The 19,034-nt window shown below is 63.3% G+C and carries 20 protein-coding genes; 1 reads left to right on the top strand and 19 read right to left on the bottom strand.

Translation table 11 applies throughout. From position 1 onward, the window contains the following. Positions 1-45: 45 nt before the first annotated feature. The 6 genes from ACESUZ_RS04865 to larC2 all read right to left on the bottom strand — a co-directional run bounded on the left by ACESUZ_RS04865 (position 46) and on the right by larC2 (position 5,474). Complete coding sequence (locus ACESUZ_RS04865; RefSeq protein ID WP_373198776.1) at positions 46-1,047, bottom strand: Ppx/GppA phosphatase family protein; 1,002 nt, start codon at positions 1,045-1,047, stop codon at positions 46-48. A gap of 20 nt (positions 1,048-1,067) precedes the next feature. Beyond that, on the bottom strand, positions 1,068-1,838 hold the full coding sequence (locus ACESUZ_RS04860; RefSeq protein WP_373198775.1) for a hypothetical protein: 771 nt from the start codon (positions 1,836-1,838) through the stop codon (positions 1,068-1,070). A gap of 196 nt (positions 1,839-2,034) precedes the next feature. Beyond that, entirely contained in the window at positions 2,035-3,324 is a 1,290-nt protein-coding gene (gene eno, locus ACESUZ_RS04855; RefSeq protein WP_195503585.1) for a phosphopyruvate hydratase, read from the bottom strand. A 192-nt stretch (positions 3,325-3,516) separates the two neighbouring features. Next, entirely contained in the window at positions 3,517-4,377 is an 861-nt protein-coding gene (mazG, locus tag ACESUZ_RS04850; protein WP_195521176.1) for a nucleoside triphosphate pyrophosphohydrolase, read from the bottom strand. Between the two features lie 2 nt (positions 4,378-4,379). Beyond that, entirely contained in the window at positions 4,380-4,928 is a 549-nt protein-coding gene (gene yfcE, locus ACESUZ_RS04845; protein ID WP_022094918.1) for a phosphodiesterase, read from the bottom strand. Positions 4,929-4,988: 60 nt separating this feature from the next. Then, on the bottom strand, positions 4,989-5,474 hold the full coding sequence (gene larC2 / locus ACESUZ_RS04840) for a nickel pincer cofactor biosynthesis protein LarC2 (protein ID WP_373198772.1): 486 nt from the start codon (positions 5,472-5,474) through the stop codon (positions 4,989-4,991). Between the two features lie 193 nt (positions 5,475-5,667). Between larC2 and ACESUZ_RS04835 the strand changes: the two genes are divergently transcribed. Further along, positions 5,668-6,579, top strand: coding sequence for a PHP domain-containing protein (locus ACESUZ_RS04835; protein WP_373198770.1), 912 nt, complete (start codon positions 5,668-5,670; stop codon positions 6,577-6,579). 2 nt (positions 6,580-6,581) lie between these two features. Here ACESUZ_RS04835 and hisE read toward each other — a convergent pair whose 3' ends face one another. The 13 genes from hisE to ACESUZ_RS04770 form a co-directional block, all read right to left on the bottom strand. Continuing rightward, the gene (gene hisE, locus ACESUZ_RS04830) at positions 6,582-6,899 is read right to left on the bottom strand and encodes a phosphoribosyl-ATP diphosphatase (protein WP_195363443.1); all 318 of its coding nucleotides are present in this window, start codon (positions 6,897-6,899) and stop codon (positions 6,582-6,584) included. Positions 6,900-6,944: 45 nt separating this feature from the next. Then, the gene (gene hisI / locus ACESUZ_RS04825) at positions 6,945-7,274 is read right to left on the bottom strand and encodes a phosphoribosyl-AMP cyclohydrolase (protein WP_195363444.1); all 330 of its coding nucleotides are present in this window, start codon (positions 7,272-7,274) and stop codon (positions 6,945-6,947) included. Between the two features lie 142 nt (positions 7,275-7,416). Beyond that, the gene (hisF, locus tag ACESUZ_RS04820; RefSeq protein WP_373198767.1) at positions 7,417-8,199 is read right to left on the bottom strand and encodes an imidazole glycerol phosphate synthase subunit HisF; all 783 of its coding nucleotides are present in this window, start codon (positions 8,197-8,199) and stop codon (positions 7,417-7,419) included. A gap of 3 nt (positions 8,200-8,202) precedes the next feature. Continuing rightward, positions 8,203-8,946 (bottom strand): 1-(5-phosphoribosyl)-5-[(5-phosphoribosylamino)methylideneamino]imidazole-4-carboxamide isomerase, encoded by a 744-nt coding sequence (locus ACESUZ_RS04815; protein WP_117769950.1) that lies wholly within the window; start codon positions 8,944-8,946, stop codon positions 8,203-8,205. Further along, positions 8,943-9,626 (bottom strand): imidazole glycerol phosphate synthase subunit HisH, encoded by a 684-nt coding sequence (gene hisH, locus ACESUZ_RS04810; protein WP_373198765.1) that lies wholly within the window; start codon positions 9,624-9,626, stop codon positions 8,943-8,945. Before hisH ends, ACESUZ_RS04815 begins: the two co-directional genes overlap by 4 nt. Positions 9,627-9,706: 80 nt before the next feature. Then, positions 9,707-10,294, bottom strand: coding sequence for an imidazoleglycerol-phosphate dehydratase HisB (hisB, locus tag ACESUZ_RS04805; protein ID WP_373198763.1), 588 nt, complete (start codon positions 10,292-10,294; stop codon positions 9,707-9,709). Beyond that, complete coding sequence (gene hisC / locus ACESUZ_RS04800) at positions 10,295-11,410, bottom strand: histidinol-phosphate transaminase (protein WP_373198761.1); 1,116 nt, start codon at positions 11,408-11,410, stop codon at positions 10,295-10,297. Position 11,411: 1 nt separating this feature from the next. Continuing rightward, positions 11,412-12,848 (bottom strand): histidinol dehydrogenase, encoded by a 1,437-nt coding sequence (gene hisD, locus ACESUZ_RS04795; RefSeq protein ID WP_195240760.1) that lies wholly within the window; start codon positions 12,846-12,848, stop codon positions 11,412-11,414. Between the two features lie 106 nt (positions 12,849-12,954). Next, complete coding sequence (gene hisG / locus ACESUZ_RS04790) at positions 12,955-14,670, bottom strand: ATP phosphoribosyltransferase (protein ID WP_373198759.1); 1,716 nt, start codon at positions 14,668-14,670, stop codon at positions 12,955-12,957. Between the two features lie 262 nt (positions 14,671-14,932). Then, positions 14,933-15,994 carry an SIS domain-containing protein gene (locus ACESUZ_RS04785; RefSeq protein WP_373198753.1) on the bottom strand — a complete coding sequence of 354 codons (1,062 nt, stop codon included), beginning with the start codon at positions 15,992-15,994 and terminating at the stop codon, positions 14,933-14,935. A gap of 267 nt (positions 15,995-16,261) precedes the next feature. After that, complete coding sequence (locus tag ACESUZ_RS04780; protein WP_373198756.1) at positions 16,262-17,107, bottom strand: sugar phosphate isomerase/epimerase family protein; 846 nt, start codon at positions 17,105-17,107, stop codon at positions 16,262-16,264. A gap of 112 nt (positions 17,108-17,219) precedes the next feature. Then, positions 17,220-18,053, bottom strand: a complete 834-nt coding sequence (locus ACESUZ_RS04775; protein WP_006235883.1) for a PTS system mannose/fructose/sorbose family transporter subunit IID — start codon at positions 18,051-18,053, stop codon at positions 17,220-17,222. Then, positions 18,034-18,807, bottom strand: coding sequence for a PTS mannose/fructose/sorbose/N-acetylgalactosamine transporter subunit IIC (locus tag ACESUZ_RS04770; RefSeq protein WP_006235882.1), 774 nt, complete (start codon positions 18,805-18,807; stop codon positions 18,034-18,036). The genes ACESUZ_RS04775 and ACESUZ_RS04770 overlap by 20 nt, the downstream gene beginning before the upstream one ends. Between the last annotated feature and the right edge of the window lie 227 nt (positions 18,808-19,034).

Genomic DNA, 19,034 nt, shown 5'->3' with positions numbered 1-19,034 from the left:
CCAGCTTATTTAGGAACTATTTCACCGCAACTCAGAGGAAGACGGTTAAAGAGCACTCAGGCTCGGGGTCCAGCCGATGGTGGGGGTCGCGCCGTCGAGGGTCTCGTTGATGGTGGCGGCCATACCGGCGAGCAGGCTGTTCTCGCTTACGGTGAGCGTCTTGTAGCCGCCGGCACGCATGAGTTCGCGGATCACCACGGCGCCAGCCAAGATCACGCCCGCGCGTTTGGGCTGTACACCCGGTAGCGCGGCGATGCCTTCCGCGTCCAACACAGACATGCGCTCGATAGCGGCCGAGATCTGCTCCAGCGACAGCTCGCGTAGGTGAACAAAGCTCGAATCGTACGGTTCCAGCTCGTGGACCAGAGCCACCAGCGTAGTCACCGTGCCACCCACCGCGACCAGACGCTCGGCGCGCTCAAAGTCGCTGGGCAGGCCTTCAAAATAGGCGGCGAACTGCTCGCCTGCCCACGCGGCAGCGGCAGCAAGCTCGCCGCGTGCGGGTGGCAGCGTCGAGAAAAACCGCTCCGTCACGCGGCGGCAGCCAATGTCCAGCGAGCGCGTCCCTTCTAGCGCAAAGACGCCACGCTCCGGCGCATAGACGCCCGTCGCGAGCTCCGTGGATCCGCCGCCCGAATCGGCAACAATGATGCGCTCGCCGGCAAAGTCGTGCGCCACGCCAAAAAACGTCAGGCGTGCCTCGACCTCGCCCGGAATCACCTGTGGCTCAAGCCCCAGATCGCGCAGGCCGTCCAGCAGCAGTGCTGCGTTGGACGCATCACGCGCGGCGCTCGTGCAGGTGGTGCAGATGCACGCGGCCCCAAAGGCACGAGCCTCGTCCACAAACATGCGGCACGCAGCGAGCACGCGCTCAACGGCCGCCTCGCAAAAGCGGCCCGTCGCGTCCACGCCCTCACCCAGATCGGTAATCTCGGTATGCTTGGACGATTCCACGATTGCCCCGCCCTCGACCTGGGCCAACACCAGTCGCGACGACACCGTTCCCAGGTCGATCGCGGCCACCTTATAGCGTTTGCAATTTGTCATTGCGAGCTCCCCTCCGGGCGCTATTTGCCGTTGGACACGACCGTCTGACCCTCGACGCCGTTAAACCCAAACAGCATGTCGAGCGCTTGGATGTACCACGGCGCGTCCTTACCGACTTCTTCGATTTCCTTGGCCACTTCGCTGGCCTTCTTGGCGTTTGAGGACTTTTTGCTCGACGAGGCATCCGAATCGTCGTCCAGGCCCTGCACTTCAATCCTCTTCTCGCCGGGCATCACCAGGCCCAGGTCCTCGGATGCCGCGTCCTTGATACCCTCCTCCGAGAGCAGCTTGTCGACGCTTTTTTGCAGGTCGTCGTTATATTGCTCGCGAATCTCGACCTGCTTGGCCAAGATGTCGCTCGAGCGTTTTGCCACATACAGGTCGCGCACGGGGAAATACAGGCTCACAAGCGCCAGGGCGACGACAATGCCAACAAACAGCCCCCGCTGGGGACCGTGGGTAAAGTCGTAGATTGCCTTGACCACCGCGTTATCGTTGGCGTAATGCATGAAGTCCGAGCCCGAAAGACGGTTCGAGGGCCTACTCGGCTTTTCATGCGTTTGAGCCGAGGAACGCTGAGCATGCTCCGAGTGCGCCGGGCGCACCGAACGTAGCGGGCGGTCCGTCGACGTATTCACTTGAGCACGGGAGTGTGAGGTACTTGTCGGGCGCTGCGTGGAGCGGTCGGCGCCGGCGTAGGCGGACCCACCGAGCTGCACCGTGCGCGCACGGCGAGGCGACGGCTCACGCGAACCGGCGGAATAGTACCTGTTGTCGTAAATCTGATCCATGTGCGCCTTGTGCGGTTGAGGTTTGTTTGCGCTAAGTATTCTAGTTATAGCACGAGCGCCCACGCCGCCTTCGCCAGCCTTTGCTCGACATAAAAAAGGCGCTGAGTCATATGGCCCAGCGCCCAATGGTGCTCAACAGCGCCCGGCTGGAGCAAGGCAAATCCGAGTCTTCCCCGCCCCCGCGACCTCCGCGTGCCTAGCGAATGTTGTAGAACGCGGCCTTGCCGGCGTAGCGCGCACTGCCCTCGAGCTCGTCCTCGATGCGGATGAGCTGGTTGTACTTGGCGATGCGATCGCTGCGGCACGGGGCGCCCGACTTGATCTGGCCGGCGTTGACGCCCACGACCAGGTCGGCGATCGTGGAGTCCTCGGTCTCGCCGGAGCGGTGACTCACGATGCAGGCGTAGCCGGCCTCCTTGGCGGTCTCGATGGCCTCGAGCGACTCGGTGAGCGTACCGATCTGGTTGACCTTGACCAGGATCGCGTTGGCGGCACCAAGCTCGATGCCCTTCTTGAGGCGCTCGGTGTTGGTGACGAACAGGTCGTCGCCTACGAGCTGCACCTTATTGCCAATGCGGCGGGTAAGCTCGACCCAGCCGTCCCAGTCCTCCTCGGCCATGCCGTCCTCGATGGAGATGATGGGATAAGTGTCGACGAGCTTCTCCCAGTAATCGACCATCTGGGCGCTCGTGTACTCAACGCCCTCGCCCTTGAGCTCGTACATACCGGTCTCAGCGTTGTAGAACTCGGTGGACGCCGGATCCATGGCGTACATAAAGTCGACGCCGGGCTTAAAGCCAGCCTTCTCGACGGCCTTGGTGATGTACTCGAACGGCTCGGCATTGGTCTTAAGGTTGGGGGCAAAGCCGCCCTCGTCGCCCACGCCGCCGCCCAGGCCGGCCTCGTGCAGCACGCCCTTGAGGGTGTGGTAGACCTCGGCGCACCAACGCAGGCCCTCTGCAAAGCTCGGGGCGCCCACCGGCATGATCATGAACTCCTGGAAGTCGACGTTATTGTCGGCATGCACGCCGCCGTTGAGGATGTTCATCATGGGCGTGGGCAGCAGATGGGCGTTGACGCCGCCCAGGTACTGGTACAGTGACAGGCCCGCCGACTCGGCAGCGGCGCGGGCGACGGCCAGCGACACGCCCAGGATGGCGTTGGCACCGAGCTTGGTCTTGTTGGGGGTACCGTCCGCGGCAATCAGCGCGGCATCGACGGCGCGCTGGTCGAAGGCGTCGAGGCCCACGACGGCGTTAGCGCACTCGTTGTTGACGTGCTCGACGGCCTGCAAAACACCCTTGCCCAGGTAGCGGCCCTTGTCGCCATCGCGCAGCTCGCAGGCCTCAAAGGCTCCGGTCGAAGCACCCGAAGGCACCATTGCGCGGCCAAAGCTGCCGTCCTCGAGCACGACCTCGACCTCGACGGTGGGATTGCCGCGGCTGTCGAGCACCTCGCGACCGTAGACGTCCAAAATATCGCTCATGTTGTCTCCCTCTCACTTGGAAACGGGTTGAATGCTTGGCGACGCGGCTTGCACGCTGTAGAGGCGCGCAGGTTCATAAGTTAGCCTTGTCGCACTTTTTGCATTATGCCCTAAGTTAGCCGAGGGATACACTTGATTTTCGAAAAATTTAGCGGGAACGGTGAGGCGTGTCAGCCCGTCGTTCCCGCAGTCTTACTCCCCTGCCTTTGCTGCGTCCCACAGGTCGTTGAGCCCATGGGTCGAAAGCTCGGCAAGATCAACGTGGGCATCGGCCGCCATCTGTTCCATCGCAGCCCAGCGACGGCGAAACTTGGCCGTGCTCGCGCGCAGGGCGCTCTCGGCGTCGATACCCTCCTTGCGCGCGACGTTGACCAGGGCAAAGAGCAGATCGCCAAACTCCATTTCGCGCTCGGGCGAGCCAGGGGCCTCGGCCTCAAACTCGGCACGCTCCTCGGCAACCTCGTCCCACACGTCCTGGACCGTCTCCCACTCAAAGCCCACGGCAGCCGCCTTGCGTGACACCTTCTGCGCCTGCATCAACGCCGGCAGATGCGTGGGCACGCCATCGAGCAGACCCTCGGGCGCGGCCTCGCCCGCCGCCACGGCCTTGTCCTTGGCGGCTTTCTCGGCAAGCTTGACCTCGTCCCAAATCTTGAGCACCTCGTCGGAGCTCTCGGCATCCGCATCGCCAAACACGTGCGGGTGGCGGCGAATGAGCTTGGCGTCGATATCGCGCGCCACGTCGGCCAGCGTAAACTCGCCGGCGTCGGCAGCAATCTGCGCATGCAGCACGACCTGCATGAGCACGTCACCCAGTTCCTCGCGCAGGTGAACCGCGTCGTCCGCCTCGATGCAGTCGAGCGCCTCGTAGGCCTCCTCGATCATGTTCTTGCCGATGCTGCGGTGCGTCTGCTCGCGGTCCCACGGGCAGCCATCGGGCTGACGCAGACGCCAGATGGTCTGCACCAGATGCTGCAGCTCGGCCGACGCGTCTATCAGCGTGGACAGATCGCGCGAGCCCTCGGCATTTTGCTGAGCCATATGCTGCGCCATGGTTAGTCCTCCTCCAGGATCACGTGGCGGAACGCTCCGCCCTCGTAGATGCCGTAGCTATGCGTGCCGTCCTTGGGGATGCTCACGCTGCCGGGGTTGAAGAGCCACAGGCCCGGGTGCGCGGCGCTTTCCTCGTTGACCTTGATGTGCGTGTGGCCGTAGACGAGCGCGGAGCCCTCGGGCAACGCGGGCGCGTGGTCGACGCTGTTGTGCATGCCGGCGCCAAAGACATGGCCGTGCGTCAGGAACAGCTCGCGGCCGGTCTCGTCGAACAGCGTGGCGTAGTCGGCCATGACGGGGAAGTCGAGCACCATCTGGTCGACCTCGGCGTCGCAGTTGCCGCGCACCGCGATGATGCGGTCGGCCAGGGCGTTGAGCAGCGGGATAACGCGCTTGGGAGCGTAATCGCGTGGCAGGTCGTTGCGTGGACCGTGGTAGAGCAGGTCGCCCAGCAGCACGACGCGGTCAGGCTGCTCGGACTCGATGGCGGCGCAGAGGCGCTCGGCCCAGTATGCCGAGCCGTGGATGTCGGAGGCGATGAGGTATTTCATGGGGAGATCCTTTCGAATGGGGTTGATATGGCTAGGCGCAGGATGTCGCCACCAGCCGCGTTATTCAAATCGCAGTGCCGCGCTCTGGGCCGCCCGCATCACGCGCTGGAGCGGCACATTATGCTCGCGAGCGAGACGGGCGCAGTCCTCGTACTCGGGCGCTGCACGCTCGCTGCCGTCGGGCAGGGTGGCCACTTTAACGGACACCTCGCCCCATGGCGTCGTTACGCGCTCAAAGCGGCGTGGCAGGCAAACGCGCTCCATGACCTGGCGACGAATGCCGTTGGTCGTGGTTTCCAAAAAGATAATCGTCTGCAGGCGCTCGATATCCTCGTGAGCACAGATTACCTGTAGCTGCCAGCTGGGGCGGCCTTTCTTGCAATAGAGGGGCAGCCAATGCACCTCGCGCGCACCCGCCCCGCGCAGACGGTCGGCGGCGTAGGCGAGCACCTCGGGCGACGCATCGTCGATGTCGCATTCCAGCTTGACGATGGTCTCGGGCGCATCGGTCTCGCGAAACAGCGGAGATGTGCTATCGCATTGCATACGGTCCGGATCCTTTCCGCGCGGGCTCGTTTTGTCCACCCAAACGCTAACACATCGCGGGCGGCGCGAATGTGGCGGAGCGCGATGAACGCGATTTTCCCTGGCCGCAAGAAACCGACACTCCAGCGCGCTCATCGCAGCGGGGATCGCGCCGTTACAATGGAGCGGATTCGCTTGACGCTAAGGAGCCGCCATGTCTGCCTGCCCGCTGATCGATTGCCACACCCACACCTCGTTTTCGGATGGCCATGCCTCGTTTGAGGACAACGTCTGCACTGCTGCCGCCGCCGGCTGCCGCGTCATGGTCTCGACTGACCATCTCACCCTGCCCGCCAGCATGGACGCCAACTGCGAAATGCAGGTTGTCGAGGGCGACTTACCGGCACATCGCCTGGCATTTGAGGACGCCCGCAAGCTCGCCGCGCAGATCGCGCCGGAACTCGAGCTTATCTATGGCTTTGAATGCGACTGGTACGAAGGTTGCGAGCCTTTGGTTGAGCGCTGGTCCGCGGGTGCCATAGTGCGCTTGGGCAGCGTGCACTGGATCGGCAACCCCGGCGATATCATGGCCGGTGCCGCGGGTACGGCGGGAACGGAAAACGTCGCGCGCCCCGATACGCCCGACTCACGCTGCGGCTGGATCGACGACGACACCAACCTGCATGTTTGGGAAAACTTAGGCGTGCGCGGCGTGTGGGAGCGCTACGTCGACGACTGGTGCCATGCTTGCGAAAGCTCACTCAACTTTGATGTGATGGCTCACCCCGACCTGGTCATGCGTTTTTCGAAGGAAGGCTTTGCGCCCGATTTTGACCCGGCGCCGTTTTGGGAGCAGATGGCCGAATGCGCCCACGATACGGGTCGCCGCATTGAGGTCTCGACGGCCGCATCGCGCAAGGGCCTCGACGACTATTACCCCTCGACGGGGCTGTTGCGTTGCTTCGCCCACGCCGAGGTACCCATCGCCTTTGGCTCGGACGCGCACCGCGCCTGCGACATCTGCTGGAATATCCGCGAAGCGCAAGCCCACGCCTACGACTGCGGCTATCGAACCTTCGACATCCCCCACCCTACCGGCGAATGGGAGTCCACGCCCCTCGCCTAAGACTAGTGACGGCGGGCGTTGAGTTCGCCGGCCAGTTCGTCGAGGGTGATGCCGTAGCGCTCGAGCGTCACGAGCAGGTGGTAGATCAGGTCGCCAGCCTCGTAGCGGATGTGATCGTGATCGTTATCCTTGCAGGCCATGATCACCTCGCTCGCCTCCTCGGCAAGCTTCTTGAGCAGCTCGTCCTCGACGTCGGTCAGCAGACGCGCGGTATAGCTCTCCTGCGGCGATGCATCACGACGACCGTGAATCACCTCGGCCAGACTTGTCAGCGTCTCTCCGATATTTCCATCCTGAACGTTTGCGGTGCGCACACCCATAGTTCAATCCTTTCTGGTGGCCGAGCGTCTAATCGAGCGCCCGCCCTACGCGAGTTTCTTAAAGAAGCAGGTACGGTTGCCGGTATGGCAGGCCGGACCCGGCGAGTCGACCTTGACCAGCAGCGTATCGCTATCGCAGTCGGCCCAGAGCTCCTTGACCTCCTGCATATTGCCGCTCGTCGCGCCCTTGTTCCAGAGCTCCTGACGGCTACGGCTCCAAAACCACGTGGTACCGGTCTTGAGCGTCAGCCCCACCGATTCCTCGTTCATCCAAGCAACCATAAGCACCTCGCCGGTGTCATACTGCTGAACCACACAAGGAATCAGCCCCTTGGCGTCGTATGTAAGCTTTGAAGGATCGGCTATCTCTTCCATTTCACTCCCCAAATTCAAACTTCGCAGGTCGGCGAGGGTTGTCCAGGTGCCCGAGATTCCGAGCGACAAGCCCGACGACGTGTACTTAAGTACGCGAGGAGGGTTGGAGCCGGAAGGTCGGGTGCCTGGGCAAGCCGCAGCATTAGAAGTCCAGCCTCACAGGAATACCTTGAGAGGCCATATACTCTTTGACTTCGCGAATGCTGAAGGTTCCAAAGTGAAAGACGCTCGCCGCCAGCACGGCATCGGCCTCGCCCTCAATCACACCCTCGGCAAAATGCTCGAGCGTACCCACACCGCCGCTCGCGATGACGGGAATCGGCACCGCACGCGCCACGGCGCGGGTGAGCGCCAGGTCAAAGCCGGACTTGGTGCCGTCGCGATCCATACTGGTCAGCAAGATCTCGCCGGCGCCGCGAAGAGCCGCTTCCTCGGCCCACGCCACCGCGTCGATACCCGTGGCGTTGCGGCCGCCCGCCGTGAAGACCTCCCACTTGTCGGCACCCGGCTCTCCGGGCAAACCGACGCGCTTGGCATCGATCGCCACGACCACGGCCTGACTGCCAAAAGCCGCGGCAGCCTGGCTAATCAGCGACGGGTCACGCACGGCCGCCGAGTTGAGCGACACCTTGTCGGCACCGGCGGCAACCATGGTCCGCATGCCCACCAAGTCGCGAAAGCCGCCGCCCACGGTATAGGGAATGGCGAGCTCCTCGGCCGCATGCGCCGCCATCTCGATGGTCGTCACACGGTTGTCACTCGTCGCGGTAATGTCCAAAAATACGACCTCGTCCGCACCTTCGCGGTCGTAGGCGCGCGCCAGCTCCACCGGATCGCCCGCATCGCGCAAGCTCACAAAGTTGACGCCCTTGACCACACGGCCGTCCTTGACGTCCAGGCAGGGAATCACACGTTTGGTAAGCATGGACTACTCCTCCCCTCGGGCGGCGGCCAGCGCCTGTACCAGCGTAAAGTTGCCCTCGTAGAGCGCGCGACCGGTAATAGCACCTTCAATCGCGCCCTCACCCACTGCGGCCAGCGCACGGATGTCGTCGAGCGTCGAGATGCCACCCGATGCCACGACGGGAAAGCCCGCGACCTCGGCCACATGGCGATACGCCGCCACATCGATGCCCGTCTGCATGCCGTCACGCGCGATGTCGGTGTAGACCAGGTGCTTAAAACCCAGCTCGGTGAGCTGTGCCACGGCATCGTCGAGTGCCACGCCCGCGCCATCACGCCAGCCGTTCACCTTGACCTGGCCGTCGTATGCGGCAATGTCGGCCACCAACAGCTCGCCAAAACCTTTGGCTGCCACCTCGGCAAAACCCGGCTCGGTCACCAGCACGGTGCCCAGCGCAATGCGGCGCGCACCGTAGCCGGCCAACTCGTCGATGCGCGCGAGCGAGCGGACGCCGCCGCCCACGTCCACGGACAGACCGTTGACGCCGCAGATGGCCTTAATCGCCGCCGAGTTGGCAGCGCATGTGTCCTCGTCCTCGCCAAAGGCAGCGGACAGGTCGACGACGTGCACCCAGCTTGCGCCCTGCTCGGCAAACGAGCGAGCAACGGCCACGGGGTCGTCGGAATATACCTTGCAGCGGCTGCGGTCGCCACGCTCCAGGCGCACGACCTTGCCGCCGATCAGATCGATTGCGGGAAACAGGATCATCGGCCAGCCTTCTCGACGATGTTGACGAAGTTCTTAAGGATGCGCTGACCCAGCGCGGAGGATTTCTCGGGATGGAACTGGCAGCCCCACACGTTGCCATGGCGCACGATGCACGGGAAGCTCCGCGTATAGTGCGTGCGCGCCAGCACATCGGCGGCATCGGCGTCGTCGGCCACCGCGTAGCTGTGGGTAAAGTACATGTTGGCACCCTCGGCAAAACCAGCAAGCAGCGGATCGGCCGCGCCGGCGGGCGTCATGTGCACCTGGTCCCAGCCCACGTGCGGCACCTTCAGGCGGCTCGACTCCAAGCGCGTGCACGAACCGCGCATAATGCCCTGGCCATCGACCCAGGGGCCGCCGGCCTGCTCGGAGGCATCGTCGTCCGCCGGCACACCCTCGTCGCCGCGCTCAAAAAATAGCTGAAGGCCCAGGCAGATGCCGAGCAGCGGAGTTCCGGCGGCAACGGCGTCGAGCACGGCCGCCGCCTCGCCGCTTTGGCGCATAAAGACAATCGCGTCATAGAACGCGCCCACGCCCGGGATGACCAGGCCGTCGGCGTTGCGGATCTGCTCCGGATCGTCCGATGTGCAGGCGGCGGCACCGGCGCGCGCAAGCCCGCGCACAACGCTCGACAAGTTGCCCTTGTGGTAGTCGACCACCACAATCTTCGGTTCGCCCACGCGACCCTCCCTTTTCCCATCATCCAAAACCACCACAAAGGGGACAGGCACCTTCGTGGTGGTTTTTACCCTTGTGGCGGTTACAGTGAACCCTTGGTGCTGGGGATGCCCTGCACGCGAGGGTCCAGCTCACAGGCTTGGCGCATCGTGCGGCCCACGGCCTTAAAGGCGGCCTCGATAATGTGATGCGAGTTGCCGCCCGCCAGCTCGCGCACGTGCAGCGTAAGTTTGGCATCGCGCGCAAAGGCATAGAAGAACTCAACAGCCAGCTCGGTATCGAAGCTGCCCACACGCTCGGTCGGCACGGGCAGCTCGCAGTAGGCCTGGCCGCGACCCGAAATGTCCACGGCGGCCATCACGAGCGTCTCGTCCATGGCGATCGCCGCATCGGCAAAGCGCGTAATACCCGCTTTGCCGCCCAGCGCCCGGCAAAACGCCTCGCCCAGCACAATGCCCGTGTCCTCGACGGTATGGTGCGCATCGACTTCCACATCGCCTACCGCATGCACCGTCAAATCGAACAGGCCATGGCGGCCAAAGGCGTTGAGCATGTGGTCGAAAAACGGCACGCCGGTCGAGATATCGCACGTACCGGTTCCATCCAGGTCGAGTTTGACGACAATGTCGGTCTCCCCCGTCTTGCGGGTCACCTCGGCATAACGGCCCATCTACATCTCCTCCTTCACCAGCACGGCAAACGCAGCCAGTACCTCATCGTTTTCCTGCGGCGTGCCCACGGTAATGCGCAGACAGTCCGCAAGCCCTGGCGCATAGCTAAAGTCGCGCACCAAAATCGAATACTCGTCGCGTAGGCGCTCGCGCACGCGCGTGGCATGCGGCGTACGCACGAGCACAAAGTTCGCCGCGCTCGGCCATGCCTCCACGGGCAGGCCCTCGGTAGCCATCGCGCGCAGGGCGCACAGCTCGCGCTCGCGCTCGGATGCGGCCTGTGCCACCACGGGCGTGTACGCATCGCGGGCACGCACGCAGGCAAGCGCCGCCGCCTGGCTCAGCACGTTGACCGAATAGATCTGGCGAATCGCCGCGAACACGTCGATGACCTCGGACGCCGCGATCACGTAGCCCAGACGCGTGCCGGCAGCGCCAAACGCCTTGGACAGCGTATGTAAAATCACCAGGTTGGGATGCTCGGCGATAAGGCCCTGCGCCGTGGTGGCCGCGCCAAACGAATCGTCGGCAAACTCAACGTAGGCCTCGTCGACCATCACCATGCCGGGGCACGCATCGCACAGCGCCGCGATAAAGTCGAGCGGCGCCACGTCGCCCGTGGGGTTATTGGGCGAGGTCACGATTGCCAGGTTGCACTCGGGCACTGCTGCGAGCACAGCCGCTTGGTCGAGCTCAAAGGTCGCCGGGTCGCGCCACACGTCACGCACCTCGGTCTGGCAGAGCGACGCAAAGAACGCGTACTCGCTAAAGCACGGCGGGCAGTTGAGCAGGGTCCGTCCCGCGCCGCCAAACGCCAACAGGTAGTTATAGAGCAGCTCGTCGCCGCCGTTTCCCACGCAGACATTCTCGCGCGCCACGCCATGCCAGGCAGCAAGCTCGTCGCGCAGGTCGTTCGACATGGGATCGGGATAGCGATTGAGCGGTGTGGCAGCCAGGGCAGCGTCGACCGCCTCGCGCACGCCGGTCGGCACGGGATAGGTGTTCTCGTTGGCCGAAAGGTTGATGCGCGTAGGCGTAAAGTTGGGATCGTAGGGCTCAATACCGGCCAGGTAAGGCTGGACGAGCTCCTTCATGTGGGGCGTCAGCTCGGCCATATTAGGCCTCCTTACCAGTCGCGCCAACGCCATCCGCGCCCGCAGCCGCCAGGTCAACGCCCTCGGCAACCGTCGCCACGGCGTCGCCCGGCCAGGCGACCTTGGTCAGGTCGGCCGCGGCCAGAGACTCGGCGCTCACGGCATCCTCGCCCTGCTCCAACACGCGGCGGCGCAGTGCGGCCGAAAGCGCGTGTGCCCACAGACCCTCGGCCTCGGCCAGGCGCTGCGTAGCGGGAGCATCGGAAAGCAAGCCCTCGGGCGTATAGCAAATGACACTCGAGCGCTTGACGAACTCCTCCACCGAAAGCGGGTTGGAGAACATAGCCGTACCGCCGGTCGGCAGCGTGTGATTGGGGCCGGCAACGTAATCGCCGAGCGGCTCGGAGCTCCAAGCGCCCACAAAGATGGCGCCGGCGTTGCGAATGCCGCCGAGCAGGCCCATCGCGTCCTTGCAGTGCAGCTCAAGGTGCTCGGGCGCCACGGTGTTCACCGCTTCGACGGCGGCAGCCATGTCGGCGGCCACCACGATGGTGCCCTCATTGTCGAGTGAGGCGCGCGTGATCTCGGTGCGTGGCGACTGCGCGACCAGAATATCGATACCCGCCTCGACCTCGCGCGCAAACTGCTCGTCGCAGGTCACCAGATAGCAGGCGGCCAGCGGATCGTGCTCGGCCTGGGCCATCAGGTCTGCCGCGACCACCATGGGCTTGGCCGTGGCATCGGCCAGCACGCAGACCTCGGACGGGCCAGCGACCATGTCGATTCCCACGTCGCCCGAGACAATCTGCTTGGCAGCGGCAACAAAAGCGTTGCCCGGACCGGTGATTTTATCGACACGCGGAATGCTCTCGGTACCGTACGCCAGCGCGGCCACGGCCTGGGCGCCGCCCACCATATAGATTTCGTCCACGCCGCCGAGTTTTGCCGCGGCGAGCGTGTAGGGGCTGATCAGGCCGTCTTTTTGCGGCGGGGTCACCATGACCACGCGCTTGACGCCGGCGACCTTGGCGGGAATGGCGTTCATGAGCACCGTGGAGGGATACTGCGCGCGACCGCCCGGCACGTAGATGCCGGCCGCCGCGAGCGGGGTCACCTTAACGCCGAGCATCGTGCCGTCCGGGCGCGTGGTAAACCAGCTCTGCTCGACCTCGCGCTGGTGGAATTCGCGAATCTGACGCGCGGCCTTTTCGAGCGCCGCGACAAAAGCGGGATCGAGGCCTTCGAACGCGGCATCAATCTGCTCTTGCGGCAGACGGAAGCCCTGCAGCTCAACGCCGTCAAAACGCTGACAGTATTCGCGCACCGCGGCATCGCCGTTGGCACGCACGTTTGCTACGATATCGCGGGCGGCGTCGACGATGTTTTGCGGCAGCACGCCCTTACGGTTGAGCTGGTTGGTAACGAGGCGCTCACCGGGAGCAAGCTTGATGGTCTTCATATCGGTATCCCCTATCGGTCGAGGTCTTGTTCAAAAAAACGAGAGACCGGGCGGCGGCGTCAGTCGGCCCGCAGCCCGGACGTTGAGGCGCCCGTGCGCGCTCGCGCTATTGTGCCGAGCCCGCGACGGGCTCAAAATGCTTGTCCTTCACGGCGACCGCCAGGCGATCGGCCAGGTTGCGAACGCGCGGATCCAGGCGCGCGGCACCCGGGTTGACGAAGAAGCGGGCCGTGCAGTCCATAATGCGGCCGGTGATGACCAGGTCGTTGTCGCGCAGCGTGGCACCCGTGGCGGTAATGTCCACGATGCGGTCGGTCATGCCAACGATGGGGCCCAACTCAATATTGCCGTGCAGCGAAACGATGTCGGCATTCACGCCGCGCTCGGCATACCAGGCACTCGCGATGCGCGGGTACTTGGTGGCCACGCGAAGAGAACCGCGGCGGGCATAGTTGCGCTCGGCCCGGCCAGCGCGCCATGCGGGCTCCGCCTCGATAAAGGTGCACAGGCCGTAGCCCAGATCGACCAGCTGCAGCAGGTTGAGGTCGGCCTCGATAAGCGAGTCCCAACCGCAGATGCCGCAGTCGGCGCCGCCGCAGCCCACAAAGGCGGGCGCGTCGCTGGGGCGCACAATGACAAACTCGATATCGCCGACCGTACCCTTGCCGGCACGCGTGTCGCGACCGCGCACAATCAGGTGACGGCCGGGGTCACGCAGCTCAGAGACGTCCAGCCCCGTTGCCTCGAGCACGTCAAGGGTGTCGGCCTTAAGCGAGCCCTTGGGCACGGCGATACGCAGCGGACCCTCGGCGCCACGGTCCGCGGCGTGATCGCCGTCGGAAGCGGCATCCTCGGCCGAGGTGCGCGCGGCCTCCAGGCGCTCGAGCGAAAAGGCGAAGCCCGCCGCCGGCACCTCGATACCGTCGCCAAATGCGCCGGTAAAGATGGAGTCATAGCGTCCGCCCGAACCGACCGGATCGGGCAGTCCGCCGGCATAAGCCTTAAAGACCAGGCCCGTGTAGTAATCGAAAGAGTTCATGATAGAGAAGTCAAACGACAGCACCTGGGCGTCCTCGGGTGCCAGGCCCTCGACCAGGGCACGCAGCTCGCGCGTCAGCGGCGCGACGATACCGGCAGCCTCCAGCAGCGCGTCCACGCGGTCGAGCACCTCGGCACCGCCGTGCAGACGCGGCAGCTCGCTAATGGCGGCCTTGACGGCATCGGACTCGGTGCTTGCCGCCACGCGGGCATCGAGGCCCACAAAGTCGTTGGCGTGCACGCAGCGCAGGGCCTCAGAGGCCAGCTCGCGATCCTCGCACGCCGCGAGCAGTTCCTTAAACGGACGCACGCTACCCGCGATAATGCGCGCATCGGGCAGTGCCAGCTTACGCACGGCCTCGGCCACGAGCGAGACGATTTCGACATCGCCCGCGGTATCGCCCGCACCGATAAGCTCAAAGCCCAGCTGTGTAAACTGACGCGAGCCACCGGCATTGCGCTGGCACTCGCGAACCACCGGCGCCTCGTAGCGAAGGCGTAGGGGCAGGTCGGCCGCGCGCATGCGGGTCGAAACCAGACGCACGATCGGCAATGTGTTGTCGGGACGGACCACCAGCAGGCGGCCATCATCGTCAAAGAGCTTAAACGGCGTGTCCGCAATGCGGCCGCCCTCCTCGAGCGAACCCTTGTCCTCGAGCAGTGGCGTCTCGACCGGAAGGTAATGATGCTCCCTAAAGCAGCCCTTCACCGTCAGCGCAATCTCCTCGCGCGCCTGAGCCTCCTCGGGCAATATGTCCCGGAATCCCCACGGTGTGGCCGTCATCTGGTGAGCCTCCTCATGCTGTGTTTCATATAGAGCAGAAGACCGGCATAGCTCCGCCGGTCTTCTGGGTACTTTAGCATACTAGAGTGTTTGCGGGGAGAATCGTCCTCCTCGGCTCACACCGTATTCATTTGGAAACATAGGGCAAGCGGTTAGCAGCAGTCTCTTGTCACAACGCAAAAAGGGCGCCCGCGCAATTGCGGACGCCCTTGTGCAGGATCGAGATATCAACCAGCCAAGATATCGGACCCGTGACCAGCTCTTAGTAGTCGAACTGGTGGTAGTAGCGGCGGTACTTGAGGTTGTGCTTGGTGACCAGCTCGTAGTTGCGCGAGAGGCGGTCGGTGGTCAGCACGGACAGGATCCACGGCGACACGATGACGCGGAAGTCGTCGTCCAGGCCCGGGATCGCGTACTCGGCGGTGTCGATGATGACGTAGTCCTCGTCGCCGGTCACGCCGCTGGTGAGGAAGGCGCGGACGCGCTCGTCGAGGGCGCGGCACTCGTCCTCTCCCATGAACAGGAACACCGGGACGCCGGGCTCGAGCAGCTCGAGCGTGCCGTGGAAGAAGTCGTGCGAGGTGATGTGGCGGATGCGCTTCCACTGCATCTCCTCGAGCAGGCACATGGAGTACAGGATGGTCTCGCCCCACAGCGCGCCCGAGCCGATGAACATGGTGTAGTCGGCCAGCGCGTACTTCCTGGCGAGCTCCTCGGCGCGCGGCTCGAAGCGCTTGCGGATGTCGAGCATGTCCTTCCAGACGTCCTTCGTCTGCTCGATGAACAGGTCGAACTTGGGGAAGCAGCCGCGGCGGTTGAGCAGGCGCAGGCCGAAGCAGTCGGCGAGGTAGTAGCCCTTCTCGCAGCCGCCGGCGCCGTGGTCGGAGGCCATCATGACGCAGTTCTCGGCGCCCACGGCCTGCCCGATCTTGCCCTCGGGGTTGGTCATGGCGAAGACGCGCACGCCCATCTCCCTCATCTTGCCGACGGCCTCGAGCACCTCGGGGGTGGTGCCGGACTCGGAGGCGGTCAGCACGACGGATTTGTCGGTCATGCGCTTGTGGCCCATGACGTTCCACTCGGCGGCGTGGATCAGGTAGACCTCGAGGTCGCGGTCGCCGAACTTGTTCATGAGGTACTCGAGCTGCATGAACTCGTCCCAGGTGCCGCCGACGCCCATCAGGAAGACGGCGTCGTAGCCCTCCTCGTGCACGCGGTCGGCCAGGGCGGTCATCTTCTTGCCGGCCTCGTAGACGTTCCTGCCGTCCTCGAGGTAGCCCTCCTGGTCGAAGTGCATGATCTCGATCTTCTCGGTCTCCTTCATGTGTGTCCTCCCATCACATGTGCGCAATTCTATACATCGCGCTTCTTGCTGATACCAATTATAGCCATACGATTGCTTGTTATTTAATACCAATCCAAACTCACGGGAATTTGCGGCGAACGGTCGGTTTCCTCGCCCGAGTGGTATTACAACGCCAATAGTTGTCTATTTCGAGCGCTACTGCCAACGGGCGCTCCACAACTCGCCAGCTATAAAAGCGTTGCGCCAGACCCGCCCAAGCGTTTCCGGCGCAACCGCGCAGTTTAGTTATTCGGCTTCCATCTCCGCTGTCACACGGCGATACATCTCGATAACCTGAGTCGTCGCCTTGGACGGATCCTGATAGTAGCGGCCATCACACGTCTCGGCCGAGACATAGCCCGTATAGCCGTGGCGCATGAGTGCCTCGAGGTCGGCACGCATATCACGCTCGCCGTCGCCCCAGGCAAGATGCGTCGTGCCACCGCCCACATCTACAAAGTGGGTGTGAACGATCTTGTCGCCCAAAACCTCAAAGTAGCCGTCGATTGTGTCGCCGGCAACTTCCATGGCGCCAAAGTCGATACAGGCCTTCAGGTTGGGACGATCGACCGCCTCGAGGATGCGCGCGACATCCTGTGCGGTGTTGACCAACACGGACTCCGACGGCTGCAGGGCCTCGAGCGCGACGCGAATACCGCACGTATCGGCGTAGTCGCACACCGAGCGCAGCATGGCAACGCTGCGGGCCCAGGCGTCCTCAGCCGGCTCGTCCAGATAGGCCCAACCACTCGTCACCAGAATCTGCGGCACGCCCAACTCAACGGCAACGTCGATCACATTCTTAAAGTACGAGAGGATGCGTTTTTGGCCCGCCTCACCGCGCACCGCGACGTTCCACGGCTTGGGGTTGTTCTGCTCGGGGCACACGCACACGATCTTGATACCGTATTGGGCGGCAAGATCGCGAATCTTATCCACCGAATCGTGCTCATGGCAATCCACATACAGGTGCATCGAGCCGGTCCACAGCTCGATATTGCGATAGCCGGCCTCACCTGCAGCCTTAAAAAACGTCTCGATGCTGTAGTAACGATGGTTGATGTTCATGAGCGAAAGCTCGGGTACGACCATAGCCCTCCCCTTTCGTACGGAGTTTTAAAAAACAGGGGGCCGCCGCAGATGCGACAAGCCCCCCAAAGATCGACGCAACCGTTAGACGCGATGGAAGCGCGATTCGAACATATTAGGCAAGCACGCCAAAGTAAGCGCCGATGATGCCCACGACCATGGTGCAGAGGATCAGGACCATCGGGTTGATCTTCTTGGAGAGCAGCCAGTAGTAGAGCCAGAAGGCGGCCATACCGAGCATACCGGGCATGATGCCGTCCAGGATGTCCTGGAGAGTCTGGGCGGAGTCGCCCTGACCGATGGCGATGGGCAACGAAGCCCAGAACATGTCCTTGCTCATGGCGCCGACGACCATAACGCCGACAATGCCGACGCAGGCCATGATCTTTTGCATCAGGCCGGTCTTCTGAGCCTCGTCGAGGAAGCCAATGCCTAGCTCATAACCCTTGATAGCGCCAAAGATACGAATCAGGAACGCCGGGATGTTGTAGACGAGCAGGAAGGCGATGGGGCCAAAGACGTTGCCGGCCTGGCACAGGCTGATGCCCACGGCAGCGGCGACGACGCGCAGGGTGGACAGGAAGAAGGAGTCACCCAGGCCGGAAAGCGGACCCATGAGGGCGGCCTTGATGTCGTTGACGCTCTCGGGCTCAACCTCGCCACGAGCGACCTTTTCTTCCATGGCCATCGCGATGCCACCCACGAAGGGAGCGAGCTGCGGGGTGATGTTGAAGAATGCGCTGTGACGGTGCAAGGCCTCGGCGTAATCATCGGGACGGCCGGCATAGATCTTCTTGAGCATGTTGGCGACCATCAGGCAGAAGGCAATGTTCATCTGCTTGTAGTAGGTCCAGGAGAATTCCATGCCCAGGGCGCCGGTGTTCACGGCGCTCTTAATGAGGTCGGAGCGAGTAATCTGGTTCTCGGAATTAGAAGTCATCGTCCTCATCCCCTTCCACAGAAAGCTGGGACTGGGCGCCACCAAGGCCCAGCAGGTCGTACTTGTCGATGCCGATGATGATTGCGATCAGGGCGACGCCGAGGACGGGCACGTTGGCATAGGAGCACAGCAGGAAGCCCAGGAAGTAGAACGGCACGAGCTGCTTGGTAAGCACCAGACGGCCGAGCATGGCGAAGCCCATGGCAGGCAGGATGTTGGCTGCGACGCCAAAGCCATCGAGGACGAACGTCGGGATGAAGTCGAGCAGGCCCTGAACGGCGTCGGCACCCAGATAGAAGGAGACCGAGCACAGGATAAAGGCCAGGACGACAATCACGAGACCGATAATCCAGTGCATAGCGTAGATACCCTTGAGGTTACCCTTGCTGGCAAAGACGTCGGCACGGTCGACCAGAAGGGGCATACCGGCGTTGACGACGTTCTTAATGGCCAGGCACAGAGTGGCGATGGGCATCGCGAGCGCGATAGCGGCCTCGGTGCTCTGACCCAGCTGAATAGCGAAGGCGCAGGCGAGCACACCGCCAATACACTCATCGGGCGGCACGTAAGCGCCGATGGAGATTGAACCCATGAAGAGCAGCTCGAGGCTCGCACCGATGGCGAGGCCGGACTGCAGGTCCCCGAGGACTATGCCGACGAGCGGGCACAGAACGATCGGGCGGAACGCATAGAGCGTACCGAGCTGATAATCGAGCTTACCGAAGGCAGCGATAAGTCCGATGAGGATCGCTTGAACAAGCATTGTTCCTCCCTTTGATCCCTCTTGGATCCGCGCGGCGATTCCCGACTTGTCAGCGCGCCCTTTTCCATGCCGACAATCGCCTAGACAGATCCAGCTTGTACCGGTGTGCTGTTAACACCTAAACCGGTGCAAATGATTTGATACCAATTATATAGTCATGAGAAAACTATTTAATACCAATCGCTCAACGGGCGTGTGCTCCCGGTGAACGGTAGATGGGGGTAACG

It is taken from the genome of Collinsella aerofaciens ATCC 25986 (assembly GCF_964239575.1).
Taxonomy (GTDB): Bacteria; Actinomycetota; Coriobacteriia; order Coriobacteriales; family Coriobacteriaceae; genus Collinsella; species Collinsella aerofaciens_BQ.
Note: the sequence above shows the minus strand (reverse complement) of the source record. Positions and strands in the feature narration are given on the sequence as shown.